Source organism: Pseudofrankia coriaricola (genome assembly GCF_032027725.1).
Classification (GTDB): domain Bacteria; phylum Actinomycetota; class Actinomycetes; order Frankiales; family Frankiaceae; genus Pseudofrankia.
The window spans coordinates 22,906-37,091 of record NZ_JASNFO010000091.1 but is presented as its reverse complement, the minus strand read 5'-3'; the positions used below and the strand labels follow the sequence as shown (position 1 = coordinate 37,091).

The following is a 14,186-nucleotide window of genomic DNA, read 5'->3' as shown; positions in this document are numbered from 1 at the left end:
GCCGGGGGGGCGCCGTGCCGGGCCCACCCGCCCCCCCGCGGGGGGGGGCCCCCCCCCCCCCCCCCCCCCCCCCGCCGCTGTTGTTCCCCGACTTGTCAACGAGAGCGTGCGCTGTGTGGCGCGATCCGCTCACAGCTCCGGTCAGGCGTTGCCGCCTGGGCGCCACTTGACGTCGCCGCCGGGGTTGGCGACGCGGCTCAGGATGAACAGCAGGTCGGAGAGGCGGTTGAGGTAACGGGCCGTCAGCGGGTTCGTCCGCTCCCCGTCGACCGCGAGGAGCGTCCAGACGCTGCGCTCCGCGCGCCGCGAGACCGTCCGGGCCACGTGCAGCAGCGCGGCCCCCGCTGTGCCGCCCGGCAGGATGAACGAGTCGAGGTTCGGCAGATCCTCGTTGAACCGGTCGCAGGCAGCCTCCAGCCGGTCGACGTACGCCTGTGTCACCCGAAGCGGTGGGTACTTGGGGCCCGGCACGACCGGTGTCGACAGATCGGCGCCGACGTCGAACAGGTCGTTCTGGATCTGCTGGAGCACCTCGCGCACCTCGTCCGACACCCCCCCGAGTGCCAGCGCCACGCCGATCGCCGCGTTCGTCTCGTCGGTATCCGCGTACGCCCCCAGGCGCGGATCCGTCTTCACCGTCCGCGACATATCCCCCAACGCGGTCGTCCCGTCGTCACCAGTCCTCGTGTAAATGCGCGTCAGATGGACAGCCATGGAGTGACCCTATGGTCGAGGCGCGTACGGGCGCCTAACTCGATCACCCGAGATCACACCTGAGCCCAGACGAGAGTCGCGTCGTCGTGCGCGCCGAAGCGTGGGAACCGGGTGCAGTCCGGGTCGGCGGACTCGGCGGATCTGAGCGTTTGGAGCAGGCCGGCGGCGCTTCCCGTGATGATCCATTCCAGCAGGTCGTTGGTGTCGGCGTGACCGTCCGTCAGCCGGACGATCGCGATGGCCGCGGTGAGGAACTCGTTCCCAGCCAACCCGTGGACGGCGCCCAGGGCGGCCAGTTGTTCGATGAGTGTCATCAGGCCGGCGGCGGCACGGGCTGACTGCACGGAGGCGATGTTCGCGGCCGTCGTGGGAAGCGCCGGCCACGCCAGAGTCGACGCACCAAGGTGCCGGATTCACCATCCCCAGCGCGAGACCGCGGCCGTGTTGACGTGCGACTCTCTCCCGCACGGTGGACGCTTGCCCATTCGGGCGCGCACCGCCGCCATGACACCGAAGGGGTCACAAGTGTTATTGCTAGCCAGCGAGCGATTACTGAGAGCGGTCGCGCTCACGATTGGTGCCGGCGGCCTGGCCGCCTCCCTGGTCGCCTGCGGCAGCGGAGGCGCGAGCGGGGCGGGCGGGGCGTGCTCGGCGACGGCGCCCGGCATCACGCCCACCGAGGTCAAGGCCGGCATGGTCTGGAGCGACACCGGCCCAGGAGCCGACACCATGCGTGCCTTCCGGGCCGGCGTGGACGCCCGCTTCCACGTCGCCAACGAGGAGGACGGCGGCGTCTACGGCCGCAAGGTCACCTACGCCTGGCGGGACAACGGAGGCGACACGGCGCTCAGCCTGTCCGTGACCCAGGAGCTCCTCGACCAGGAGAAGATCTTCGGACTCATCCGCGCGCCCGGCGGCGCCGGCGCGGACTCGGCCAAGCTCCTGGAGGAGCGCAACGTCCCGGTCGTCGGTATCGCCAGCGAGCCGGTCTGGCTGGGGATGAACAACGTGTTCTCGTGGTTCTACCTCGGGAAGGGCTCCAGCACGACCTTGGGCAAGTACGTCCACGACCAGGGCGGCACCCGCGCGGCCCTCTTCGCGATCGACGGGAGCGCCACGGGCGGGGACTACACGCAGCAGGTCATGGCGAGCCTGAAGGCAAGCAACGTTACGGTCGTCAAGACGATCTACACCAGCGAGATCACGAACTACCAGACCGTCGCCCAGCAGATCAAGGCAAACAACATCGACGCCCTCGCGGGCGTGCTGATACCGGCCGATGCCGCCAAGCTGCTGCCGGAACTCGCCAGGATCGGCGTGGCCCTGGGTGGCAGCCTCAAAGTCGCGCTGATGCCGCTGGGTTACGACAACGGCATCCTCGCCCAGTACGGCCGCGCACTCGCCGGCGTGTCCATCTCCACCACCACCCAGCCCTTCGAGCTCAACACTCCGGCGCAGCAGAAGTTCGAGCAGGCGATGAACAACTACGCCCCGGAGATTCAACCGCCGACCCAGGACATCGCGGTGGACGGCTGGATCTCCGCCGACCTGTTCATCCGCGGCCTGCAAGCCGCCGGAAAATGCCCCACCCGGGAGTCCTTCATCTCCGACCTACGCGCCGTCAAGGACTACGACGGCGCCGGCCTGACCCCCGACGCCAGGAACGACCTGTCGGCGAACTTCCGCCAGACCTCCACCTGCTACTACACCATCAAGATCAGCCCGGACGGGTCGAAGTTCCAGCCGAGCAGTTCCACGGCCACCTGCGGAGACGTCATCACCCCGGAGCTGATGGCCAACCTCCCCCGGCACCCCTGACCGGTAGCTCGGCAAACCGTGTAGGGTTCGTCCGCCACACCACGGTGTGGCGGACGAACCGGACTGTCCAGGGACGGCTCTGTGCGTCCTTTCGATGGTGTGGAAGTCGCCACACAGGGTGCGGACGCGCGCGAGCATCACGTGATACCGGGGGTAGCTCGGGAGGACATCGCCGTTGGCGAGGTTCGGGCCGAGCTGGAACACCGTCGCGGCGGTCCAGCCTGATGCCGGCGGACAGGGGCCGGGCGGCCGTCAGCGCTTCTTGGTGGGAAAGGCTGGACCGGGTTGGTAGCGGACGCTTGGGCCGCGGGTTGGGGAGTCGGCGGTTCGCTCGATGACGCCTCGCTCCGCGAGGGAGCGCAGGATGACGCTGGCGCGTTGGCTGCCCACGAGCAGGAGGTTCTGGACGGTCTGGTTGGAGATGGTCCCGTACTCATGCAGGTGGGCGACTATTCGTCGTTCGGATTCGTCCGAGGAGTTGCGGTGGTACGGGAGCAGGGTGCCGAGCTCGGCGCGGACCCGTTCGCGGAACCGGTAGGTCGGTAGCCGGTAACGGCGGGTCTCGCGTGCTGGCTCGAGGAGGTCGTAGGCGTCGTCGGACAGCCGCCGGAGCGCCTCGCTGGCCTCCTCGACGCTCTTCTGCAGGACCGGAGCGATCGTCGGGGCATCGACGGTCGGGTGGGAGCGTAGGTAGTGGATGACCAGGATGGCGTCTGTGTCGTCCTGGATCTCGGACGGCAGGCTGGCGATCATGACGGAGAGTCGGGCGGCCGGCGCGCCGCCGTCGAGCACGACCCGGACGCTGCCTCCGCCGCTGTGAAACACCGGAGGGGTGTGGCCGGCGCGCACCATCGCGCGGACCATGACGTCGACTCCGGTACCGGCTCGCTCCGCGAGGCGAAGGACCCGTAGCGCGTCGATCAGGCAGCGGTTCCTCGGCTTCGACACGTGCGTGAGGATGTTTTCCTCGGTCACCCCGAACACCAGGTCACCCGGCGAGGTGACGACGAGGCGGCTCGGGCTGTGCTCGAGCACGATCGGTTCCGGGTGACGGTAGTCGCGGTGCGCGACCGCGTTCACGACCGCTTCCCGAACGGCCGGACCGGGGATCGTCTCCAACTGCTGTTGGACACCAGTCGGCAGCGTCACGGACGTAGTTTCGTTGATCGCGTCGATGCCACGCAGTACGTCGACGACCGCGACGATCAACGGAGTGTCGTGGACAGACGGCGGACGAGCGAGGGAACCGGCCGGCGTACGCCGCCGCAGGTAGTGCAGGGACGGTTCGGCGGCCAACCCCGTGGCTGCGCAGAACAGCAATGCGCCCGCTCGTGTCAGGTGCCCGTCGTCCAGCAGCACCCCGCATTCACGAAGCAGATCCGCGGTGCTCAACTCGGCCCGTCGGCGGCTCTGCGCGTCACCTGCCTCGACGAGAAGGCGCCGCGCCTCCTCTTCGGCACGGGCGGAGGCGTCCTCCACACGCAGGTGCGTTCGCTCGGCGGACCAGTCGTAGCCCCGTCGGTCCTCCCGCATGGCGGCTTCTCGCGCGGCTGTCAGCGGCTCACAGGAGGTGCCGATTCGTTCCCGCAGTTTGCCGCCCACGCGGACAAGGTCGAACCCGGGTTCTACAGCTAGCAACAGGATGCGATGGCCGCTGACCTGCCGGTCCTCGAGATCGACAACGAGTGGCGGTGAGGTCAGCTGCCAGATCCGTCGCCGCAGTTCGTCGGCATCGAGATTGTCCGGAACGCCGACTACGGCTGCCTGTCCGGAGCTGGCGTCCGAAATGCCGACGATGACCGTGCCACCTCGGCTGTTCGACAGGCAGGCGACAGCTTCGGCCAGGTCTGTGGCCGCGGCCTTGAGCGGGTCGCGGTCATTGGCCGCGGGGCGCTTGAGCTCCTTGAAGTCCAGAGTCAGCGACTCCAGCTCGGACGCCCTGCGCCCGCCGAGCACCTCCTGGAGCGCTCGGTCGATCTCGCGAGTGAGGCTCTGGCGGCTGGCTGCCATGGACTAGTTTTATATCACCCTGTCAAGACAGGGTGATATAAAACTGCGCCGATTGGCAGGCGGGGCGAGCGTGAGTGGTCGTTGCGCGCGTGGGTGTCAGGCCAGGCCGTTCGCGGCGCGGATGATGTCGACGAAGCCGGACATGATCGCGGTCATGCCGTAGTCCTTGGGGGTGTAGACGGCGGCGACGCCGGCCGAGCGCAGGGTCTCGGCGTCGCGGTCGGGGATGATGCCGCCGACGACGACCGGGAGGTCGCCGAGGCCGGCGGCGCGCAGGCCGTCGAGGACCTGGGGCACCAGCTCGAGGTGGGAGCCGGACAGGATCGACAGGCCGACGAGGTGGACGTCCTCCTGGACGGCGGCGGCGACGATCTGCTCGGGCGTGAGGCGGATACCCTGGTAGACGACCTCGAAACCGGCGTCGCGGGCGCGCACCGCTATCTGTTCGGCGCCGTTGGAGTGCCCGTCCAGGCCGGGCTTGCCGATGAGGACCTTGACCCGGCGGCCCAGCTCCCGGCCGGTCGAGGCGACCCGCTCCCGGACGGCGGCGAGCTCGTCGCCGGCGGCTGTGCTGGCCGACGCGCCGACCGCCACGCCGGACACCCCGGTGGGCGCGCGGTACTCGCCGAAGACCTCGCGCAGCACCTCGGACCACTCGCCGGTGGTGACACCGGCGCGGGCGCAGGCAAGTGTCGCCGGGACCATGTTGGTGTCGGACTTGGCCGCCTCGCGCAGCGTGAGCAGTGCCTCGTCGACAGCGGCCGGGTCGCGCTTCGCCCGCCAGGAGGCCAGTGCCTCCTTCGCCGCCGCCTCGACCGCCGGGTCGACGGTCTGGATGGCGGCGTCCAGGTCGGCGAGCAACGGGTTCGGCTCGGTCTCGGTGAACCGGTTGACGCCGACGACGACGTCCTCGCCGCTCTCGATCCGGCCGCGTCGGGCCGCCTGCGACGAGACGAGCTGGGACTTCATGTAGCCGGACTCGACGGCGGCGACCGCGCCGCCCATCGCCTGCACGCGGTCGATCTCGGCCCGTGCCGCCTCGACCAGCTCGGCGACTCGCTTCTCGATCACGACAGAGCCCTCGAAGATGTCCTCGTACTCCAGCAGGTCCGTCTCGTAGGCCAGGATCTGCTGGATGCGCAGCGACCACTGCTGGTCCCAGGGCCGGGGCAGGCCGAGCGCCTCGTTCCAGGCCGGGAGCTGCAAAGCCCGGCAGCGCGCGTCCTTCGACAGCGTGACGCCGAGTGCCTCGAGAACGATCCGGATGACGTTGTTCTCCGGCTGCGCCTCGGTCAGGCCCAGCGAGTTGACCTGCACGCCGTAGCGGAACCGGCGGTGCTTGGGGTTCTCGACGCCGTAGCGAGTACGCAGCAGGTCATCCCAGAGCGCCCCGAAGGCGCGCATCTTGCACATCTCCTCGACGAAACGCACCCCGGCGTTGACGAAGAAGGAAATCCGGGCGCAGACGTCGCCCATCCGCTCCTGTGGCACCTGGCCCGAGGCGACCACCGCGTCCAGTACCGCGATCACCGTGCAGATCGAGTAGGCCAGCTCCTGCACCGGCGTGGCACCGGCCTCCTGCAGGTGGTAGCTGCAGACGTTGATCGGGTTCCACTTCGGGATCTCGGTCACCGTGTAGGCGATGAGGTCGGTGATCAGCCGAAGCGACGGCCCCGGCGGGAAGACGTAGGTCCCGCGGGACAGGTACTCCTTGATGATGTCGTTCTGGGTGGTGCCGCCGAGCGCGGCCGGGTCGGCGCCCTGCTCCTCCGCGACGACCTGGTAGAGGGCCAGCAGCCACATGGCGGTGGCGTTGATCGTCATCGAGGTGTTCATCCGGTCGAGCGGGATGCCCTCGAACAGCGCTCGCATGTCGCCCACGTGCGCGACGGGCACGCCGACCTTGCCGACCTCGCCGCGGGCGAGCGGGTGGTCAGGGTCGTAGCCGGTCTGCGTCGGCAGGTCAAAGGCGACCGACAGCCCTGTCTGGCCCTTGGCGAGGTTCCGTCGGTAGAGCGCGTTGCTTTCCGCCGGGCTGGAATGGCCCGCGTATGTCCGGACGATCCACGGCCGATCCCGCTCCGGGCGGCCAACCGAGCTGTCCGTGCCCTGACCGGCCTGGTCAACCATCGCCAGCCATCCCCTCGCCGTTGGGGAGGCCGCGCGGCGGCGAAGCGCCACCTCCCAGATCGTGGCCAACAGCGAAAGCGTACCGGCGTCACCCTGCCGCGCGCCCGCCATGCGAACTGTCACACATACCCGGCGGGCGGCGAGATCGGAAATCGCCATCGTGTTGCCCGCGAGCCGCGCGCCGCGCGCCTGGCGAGCCGCGATGCAGCGGCGTGCCAGGCGCTCAGATCGCGGGCAGCGGCAGGCAACCGGATCTGGCTGGCGACGCGGGCGGGGCCTCGGTGGGTGCGTGTCGGGGGCGCGTCAGGAGGCGCCGCAGGGCGCGGGGTGGGTACCCCAGATCGCGGTCATGCCCGGAGAGATCTTGGCGCAGGCGTTCGCGCCGCTCGCCACCACCGTCCACGGGCCGCTGCCGATCCGCTCCCAGACGTACAGGTTGTCCACCGGGACGTCGGTCGGGATGGTGGAACCAGTGGTGTCGGCGTTGCCGACGGCCCAGAACTGGTCATGGGCGGCATCAGCGCCCTGGACCGCACCGTAGAGCAGACCTTGCGGGATGGTGATGGACTGGTCCGTCAGCGTCGCGCGGCTGGTGGCCGTCTGCGCGTTCGCGGTGCCTGGGGTCGGAGAGCCCGCATCGAGGTAGACCTTCGACCACGTCGGCTTCCCGGCCTTGGCGAGTGCGTAATCGGCGGCTGCCCAGGTCAAAGCCGTCCGCACGATGGGGGACAAGTCCTGGCCAAGCTGCAGGTTCATGCCTTTCCCGGGCTCGCGACTGCCATCCCAGGAGATCGCCGGCAGTGGAGGACGGCGTTCGGGAGCGGTGACGTCGACGTTGCCTCCCGGGTCGTCCGAGGGGGAGGACGAGGCGGTGGCCAGGCCGATGACGATGCCGAGCACGACCGCCAGGACGAAGGCACCGGCGATTACGAATGGGCGCCGTTGCTCGACCCAGGTCACCAAGGGCGCGCCTGCTGTGCGGCCCCGCTCACCAGAGCCCGCCGGCATCGGTACGTCCATCTCCAGCACATGCCTCCGTTCAGCCTCCACACCTTCCCCCGTAGTGCCCCGGGGACGTAGGCCTCAGGCCTGTGCAATCGAAAGGCAGGATCGCACAGGCACCGGCCTACCGGCGCCTCAGGGGTGGGCGGCACTCCGGAGCCGCGGTCAAACTCCCCTCGGGGGCAGTCGAGGTCCGCGGGCGCCAGGGACAGTCAACGCCCACCGGACGGCTGCTCCCATACGTAGCCAAGCTACGTGTCGAGTACAGCAGTATGCCGTTCGCCCGCCAGCCGGGGCAGACCCGAATCCATGAGTTTCGGCGTCACCCCGCGCCCGGGCACGAGATGTTCCGACAAGCAACGCGCGCTACCCAACCACAGATGGCGACGGCGCCTCAGCGCAGCGCCAACCCGGCGACCTCGTCAGCCTGGGACAGGTCCGACCACCGTCATATGCCAGGGCCCGGAACCACGTGGGGAGGGCGCTCAGCGCCCGACAGGCCGCGCCCGGCGGCGGGCGCGAAGCGTCCGGCCGCGGGACGGCCTCAGGCCGCCGCGGTGACCTGATCACGGAGGATGTCCGCGCCGAGGGCCCGCAGGTTCTCCACGAAGCCGGCGTAGCCACGGTCGATGTGGTGAACCTCATGCACCTCGGTCATGCCCTCGGCGACCAGCCCCGCGAGCACCAGGCCCGCCCCGGCCCGCACGTCGGAGGCGACGACGGGCGCGCCGACCAGCCTGGAGGCCGGGCGGACGACCACGTGGTGGCCGTCGGTGCGTAGCTGGGCGCCCAGGCGCAGCAGCTCCCGGCAGAACACGAACCGGCTGTCGAAGACGTTCTCGGTGATCAGAGAGATGCCCTGACTGACCGCTTCCAGCGCGATGATCTGGGGAAGCAGGTCCGTCGGGAAGCCGGGGTAGGGCAGCGTGACGACGTCGATCGAGCGCGGCTGGTCCTGGATGCTTACCCGGAATCCGTCGGCGCTGGTCTCGACGCTCGCCCCGGCGGCCGTCAGCTTCTCCAGCACGATCCCGAGGTGCTCGGCGCGCCCGTTGCGGATCATTACGTCCCCGCGGGTCATCACCGCGCCGATGGCATAGGTTCCGGCGACGATCCGATCTGGGACGGTCTCGTGCGCCACCGGGTGCAGCTCGTCCACGCCTTCGATGACCAGCGTCGACCCGCCGATCCCCTCGATACGCGCGCCCATCTCGGTGAGGAACTCGCAAAGGTCGGCGATCTCCGGCTCGCGGGCGGCGTTGTCGATGACAGTCGTTCCCTTGGCGACGGCGCCAGCCATCAGCAGGTTCTCCGTGGCGCCCACGCTCGGGAAGTCCAGCCAGATCGCCGCGCCCTGCAGCCGGCCGGACGAGCGGGCGACGAGGGCGCCGTCCTCGATGTCCACCACCGCGCCGAGGCGGCGCAGCCCGTTGACATGCATGTCGAGCGCCCGGGAACCGATCGCGTCCCCACCGGGCAGCGCCACCCGTGCCTCACCGCGTCGGCCGACCAGCGGGCCGAGGATGGCGACCGAGGCGCGGATCCGGCGCACCAGCGCGGGGTCGGCCGCCGCTCCCGGCATCGCTGGGGTGTCGATGGCCATCGACCCGGCGGCCAGGTCCCGGCGGACCGTCGCCCCGAGCGCGGTCAGCACGTCGGCCATGACGCCGACGTCGAGGATGTCCGGCACCGCCGACAGCGTCGTCGTGCCAGGCGCGAGCAGGCTCGCGGCCATCAGCTTCAGGACGGAGTTCTTCGCCCCAGGAACAAGGACCTGGCCAGCAAGCCTTGATCCACCAGTTACGACGAAGCGCTCCACGGAAGGCGATGCTAGGGCCTGTCCGCATGGTCTTCCTGCCCTACGGGAGAGCATCGGCTGTCCATCACCCGATAGGGGTTCATCCCGCGTCGCCTCCGGCATTCCCCGCACCTTCCCTGCCCGCGAGGCCCTCATGCGTGCCTGTGGGTCACAGGATAAGGGTCCATGAGCCCGGGCTGACCAGGCGGACGCGATCTGGAGGCGGCTGGCTGGGCCGGCGGACGAGTCGCCGTCATGGCTACCTTGGAGAACATGGAGCGCATGGAGTGTCCCGAATCCGGCGCTGCTCCTCCGACCTTCGATGGGCAGAGCATCCGGAGTCCGGACGTCGACGAGACCGTCAGGCGGGGCGGTAGGTCTCGCCTGACCGACCAGAAGGACATCAACGTGGATTCGCCCGCTACACCGACGATGGAGGAGACCGCCGCGTTCGCGACCGAGATGCACACCGGGCAGCTGGACAAAGCCGGCGAGGAGTACATCGGTCATCCGCTGCGGGTCCAGGCCACGGTGGAACGCACCGCTTCGGCCGCCGGGGTGGATCCGGTACACGCACAGTTCGCGGCGCTGTTGCACGACGTCGTCGAGGACACGCCTGTGACGCTCGAGGAGCTCGAGACCCTCGGATATCCGCCGCGGGTCGTCGCCGCCGTGGACGCCCTGACGAAGCGCCCGGGCGAGGCCACCAAGGCATACCTGGCCAGGGTCGCGGCGAACCCGCTCGCGGTCGTGGTGAAGCGTGCCGACATGGCGGACAACAGCGACCCGGTCCGATTGGGTCGCCTGCCGGCAGAGCAGGCCGACCAGCTCGCCACCCGCTACGCCGGGCGTAAGGCGCTGCTCGACGACCTGGTGGTGGCCGCGGCCGCCTCGGTGTCCTCAGTCGACGAGGAGCCCGCCGCCTCAGTGGACGGCGAGCCTCGGCCCGCCGAGTAGCGACGGACGCCCTCTGGCCGTCGGGGCGAGGCGCTGGATGCGCTCGCCCCGTGTCGGGCGCTGGGCGCCCTCCCCACGTGGTTCCGGGCCCTGGCAGATGGCGGTGGTGGAGCTGGGACCGGGCTGACGAGGTGGCTGGGTTGGTATTGCGCCAATGCGCCGTCACCAGCTCTGGCTGGACATCCGACGGTGTCGGGCGCTGGGCGCCCTCCGCGCGTGGTTCCGGGCCCTGGCAGATGGCGGTGGTGGAGCTGGGACCGGGCTGACGAGGTGGCTGGGTTGGTATTGCGCCAATGCGCCGTCACCAGCTCTGGCTGGACATCCGAGCCCATGGGATGTCGGCGCCCGCCGTCGGGCGCTTGCACGTTCTGGAGCGCTCCGGCTGCTCCGGCTGTCTCGGCGGGGCTTGGCTGGTTCCAGCCGGTGACGTGGCCTTGCCATCACCCAAGCCGGGCAGGCGGGGGACTTCGCGATAACGTGGCCCAATGCGCCTCGTGATCGCTCGGTGCAGCGTGGACTACGTCGGTCGGCTCAACGCCCACCTGCCCAGCGCGGTGCGGCTGCTACTGGTCAAAGCCGACGGGTCCGTATCGATTCACGCCGATGGCCGTGCATACAAGCCCCTCAACTGGATGAGCCCGCCATGCGTCCTCACCGAGGGGGAGGGACTCTGGCGCATCACCAACAAGGCCGACGAGTCTCTGTTGATCACCATCGAAGAGGTGATGCACGACTCCACCCATGAGCTCGGCGTGGACCCGGGCCTGCGGAAGGACGGCGTCGAGGCACACCTGCAGGTGCTGCTGGCCGACCGGCCGGATGCGATCCGCGAGGACCTCACGCTGGTGCGCCGCGAGTACGAGACCGGGATCGGGCCGGTTGACCTGCTCTGCCGGGCCGGCGACGGCGCGAGCGTGGCCGTCGAGATCAAGCGCCGCGGCGAGATCGACGGGGTGGAGCAGCTGACCCGCTACGTCGCCAGGATGGTCGAGGACCCTGGGTTGCCGCACCCGGTCCACGGCATCCTGGTTGCCCAGTCGATCACGCCCCAGGCCCGCCTGCTGGCCACCGACCGCGGCCTGGCCACCGTCACCGTGAACTACGACGCCCTACGCGGCCTGGAACCCTCCATCCCGACCCTGTTCTGACCGCTGTATTTCTGGTTCGCTCCGTGCGGGCACGGCGCTGTGACATTGGTTCGCTCCGTCCGGGCACGGCCCTCCGGCAGCCCGCTCGCCTGGCGGCTCGCGGGCTACCTCCGGGCCGTGTCCTCCTGCGCGAACGTGCGCTGCGGCGACCTCGCTGCGGCCTCCCTACTTCGCTTCGCTCGTAGGGAAGCCTCCGCGAGGCGCGCCTCCGCGCCAGCTCGGTTGCGTGCCGCTGTACGTCGCCAACCCGAAGCCACAGCGCTCGTCTGGGTAATTCGCTTCGCTCGTGCGGTCTTCGCGTCTCCACGAGCGATGCGACGTGGCCTACGGATGGGCCTGCTGTGGATGGGTGACGTTCAGCGGCGGGTGACCGTGCGGGTGCGGAGGCGCGCCTCGCGGAGGCCCGGCCCACGAGCGAAGCGACGTGGGTTGGGCCGCAGCGAGGTCGCCGTAGCGCCCGTGAGCGGAGGAGGACGGCGCGCGGAGGTCCCGTGGGAGCGAAGCGAGTACGGGGCCGGAGCGCGCCGCCCGGACGGAGCGAACCAGAGACAACCTTCCAGCCCGACCCTCGCTCTTGTCCGGCGTCTGTCGCACCTGAACTGGTCCCGGAGCGCGCCGCCCGGACGGAGCGCACCAAAAATCAACCGTTGTGGTTGTGGAAACCTCTACCGGTCTTGCGGCCCAGGTAGCCGGCCCGCACGAGGTGCTCGAGCAGCGGCGCGGGCGCGTAGCCCGGCTCGCGGAACTCCAGGTAGAGGGTGCGCTGGATCGCCAGCGTCACGTCCAGCCCGACGACGTCGGCCAGCTCGAACGGGCCCATCGGATGCCCGCAGCCGACCTTCATCGCGGTGTCGATGTCCTCGACCGTCGCGTAGTGCGCCTCCAGCATCCGCACCGCGTCGTTGAGGTATGGGAACAAAAGCGCGTTGACGATGAAACCGGCGCGGTCGGCGCAGGTCACCGGGTGCTTGCGCGCGGCTCTGGCGACGGCGAGCACGGTCGCGACGACGTCGGGCGCGGTGAGCACCGTCGGCACCACCTCGACCAGCTTCATCGCCGGCGCCGGGTTGAACCAGTGCATGCCGATGACGTCGGCCGGCCGGGAGGTCACCGCCGCGCACTCGACGACGGGCAGCGACGAGGTGGTCGTGGCGAGCACCGCCCCTGGCTTCGCGACCTTGTCCAGCTGCGTGAACAACTCCCGTTTGACGTCGAGGTCCTCGACGACCGCCTCGATGATCAGGTCGGCCTCGGTGAGGTCGGCGAGGTCGGTGGTGCCCTGTAGCCGGGAGAGCGTGACATCCCGGTGGTCCGAGGACATCCGGCCCTTGGCGACGGACTTCTCCAGCGACGACTCGACCCGCTTGCGCACCGCCGCCACCTTCTCCTCGCCGCGCGCCCGGACGATGACGTCGTAGCCGGACCGGGCGAGCACCTCGACGATCCCGGCCGCCATCGTCCCGGTGCCGACGACGCCGACGGTGCGCACCGCGCGGGCGTCCGCGCCGGCGACGGTGGTTGGCGGCGCCGGGTCGACGACCTCGGGTGAGTCCGGCGCGGCGTAGGTGTAGAAGCCGCGGCCGGTCTTGCGGCCCAGCATCCCCGCCGTGATCAGCTGCTTGAGCAGCGGCGCCGGTGCGTGCAGGTGGTCGCGTGACGTGTGGTAGATCGAGTCGAGGATCGCGTAGGCGGTGTCCAGGCCGATGAGGTCGAGCAGCGCCAGCGGGCCCATCGGGTGGCCGCAGCCGAAGCGCATCGCCGCGTCGACGTCCTCGCGGCTGGCGTAGCGGGCCTCCAGCATCCGTACCGCGTTGTTGAGGTAGCCGAACAGCAGCGCGTCGACGATGAACCCGGCCCGGTCGCCGGCGGTCACCGCGCTCTTGCCGACCCGCTCGACGAGGGTGGTGACGTCGGTCAGTACCACCGGGTCGGTGACGACCGTGCTGATGATCTCGACGAGGCCCATCACCGGGGCGGGGTTGAACCAGTGCGTGCCCACCACCCGGCCCGGCCGGCCGGTCGCGGCCGCGAGCTCGGTGACCGACAGCGAGCTGGTGTTGGTGGCGAAGATGGCCTCGGCGGAGCAGAGCTCGTCCAGCCGCGCGAACAGGGCCTTCTTCTCGTCGAGATCCTCGTCGATCGCCTCGATGACCAGCCGCGCCGGGGCGACGGCGCTCAGGTCGGTGCCCGTCCGGATCCGGCCGAGCAGCACGTCGCGCTCCTGCCCGGTCAACTTCCCGTCGCGCACCGCCCGGTCGGTCGAGTGCGCCAGGTGACCGAGCCCGCGCCGGAGCCCGGCGTCGTCCTTCTCGACGCCGATCACCTCGATGCCGGCCCTGGCGAGCACCTCGGCGATGCCGGCGCCCATCGTGCCGAGGCCGACCACCGCGACCGTCGTCAGCTCGAGACCCATGCCAGCCCCCTGTGTCGAGTTGCGTCCGCGTCCCAGGCCCGCGCCAGAAGAGTCTGCCGCTGACCGGATCCTCCCAGATTGGTGACGGACAAGCTTGTGATCGCGAAGCAGAGTGCCTTCTATGGACCGCCTTCCGTCGCTCACCGCACGCGTCTCGGTGCGGGCTCGTTCGTCGTCGCGGCCGCGCGGTCGACGG

The 14,186-nt window shown here is 70.1% G+C and carries 10 protein-coding genes; 3 read left to right on the top strand and 7 right to left on the bottom strand.

From position 1 onward, the window contains the following. Nucleotides 1–141: 141 nt before the first annotated feature. Together QOZ89_RS37485 and QOZ89_RS37480 are read right to left on the bottom strand one after the other, a co-directional pair. Nucleotides 142–714, bottom strand: coding sequence for a cob(I)yrinic acid a,c-diamide adenosyltransferase (locus QOZ89_RS37485; RefSeq protein WP_071050134.1), 573 nt, complete (start codon nt 712–714; stop codon nt 142–144). Nucleotides 715–767: 53 nt separating this feature from the next. After that, entirely contained in the window at nt 768–1,058 is a 291-nt protein-coding gene (locus QOZ89_RS37480; protein ID WP_131804071.1) for a hypothetical protein, read from the bottom strand. A gap of 181 nt (nt 1,059–1,239) precedes the next feature. On the opposite strand from QOZ89_RS37480, the gene QOZ89_RS37475 reads away from it, so the two are divergent. Beyond that, nucleotides 1,240–2,532, top strand: a complete 1,293-nt coding sequence (locus QOZ89_RS37475; protein ID WP_312628703.1) for an ABC transporter substrate-binding protein — start codon at nt 1,240–1,242, stop codon at nt 2,530–2,532. A 252-nt stretch (nt 2,533–2,784) separates the two neighbouring features. Here the strand turns inward: QOZ89_RS37475 and QOZ89_RS37470 are convergent, their stop codons facing one another. The 4 genes from QOZ89_RS37470 to murA form a co-directional block, all read right to left on the bottom strand. Then, nucleotides 2,785–4,542: an ATP-binding protein gene (locus tag QOZ89_RS37470; protein WP_312628701.1), complete on the bottom strand. Its 1,758-nt coding sequence runs from the start codon at nt 4,540–4,542 to the stop codon at nt 2,785–2,787. A 96-nt stretch (nt 4,543–4,638) separates the two neighbouring features. Beyond that, on the bottom strand, nt 4,639–6,672 hold the full coding sequence (locus QOZ89_RS37465) for a protein meaA (RefSeq protein ID WP_312628699.1): 2,034 nt from the start codon (nt 6,670–6,672) through the stop codon (nt 4,639–4,641). Nucleotides 6,673–6,975: 303 nt separating this feature from the next. Next, nucleotides 6,976–7,722 carry a hypothetical protein gene (locus QOZ89_RS37460; RefSeq protein WP_157910541.1) on the bottom strand — a complete coding sequence of 249 codons (747 nt, stop codon included), beginning with the start codon at nt 7,720–7,722 and terminating at the stop codon, nt 6,976–6,978. A gap of 496 nt (nt 7,723–8,218) precedes the next feature. Next, nucleotides 8,219–9,493: a UDP-N-acetylglucosamine 1-carboxyvinyltransferase gene (gene murA / locus QOZ89_RS37455; RefSeq protein WP_071050137.1), complete on the bottom strand. Its 1,275-nt coding sequence runs from the start codon at nt 9,491–9,493 to the stop codon at nt 8,219–8,221. 411 nt (nt 9,494–9,904) lie between these two features. On the opposite strand from murA, the gene QOZ89_RS37450 reads away from it, so the two are divergent. Beyond that, on the top strand, nt 9,905–10,429 hold the full coding sequence (locus QOZ89_RS37450; protein WP_071050141.1) for an HD domain-containing protein: 525 nt from the start codon (nt 9,905–9,907) through the stop codon (nt 10,427–10,429). A gap of 485 nt (nt 10,430–10,914) precedes the next feature. Next, nucleotides 10,915–11,577: an endonuclease NucS gene (gene nucS / locus QOZ89_RS37445; protein WP_071050166.1), complete on the top strand. Its 663-nt coding sequence runs from the start codon at nt 10,915–10,917 to the stop codon at nt 11,575–11,577. A 640-nt stretch (nt 11,578–12,217) separates the two neighbouring features. Here the strand turns inward: nucS and QOZ89_RS37440 are convergent. Then, on the bottom strand, nt 12,218–13,990 hold the full coding sequence (locus QOZ89_RS37440; protein WP_071050167.1) for a 3-hydroxyacyl-CoA dehydrogenase family protein: 1,773 nt from the start codon (nt 13,988–13,990) through the stop codon (nt 12,218–12,220). Between the last annotated feature and the right edge of the window lie 196 nt (nt 13,991–14,186).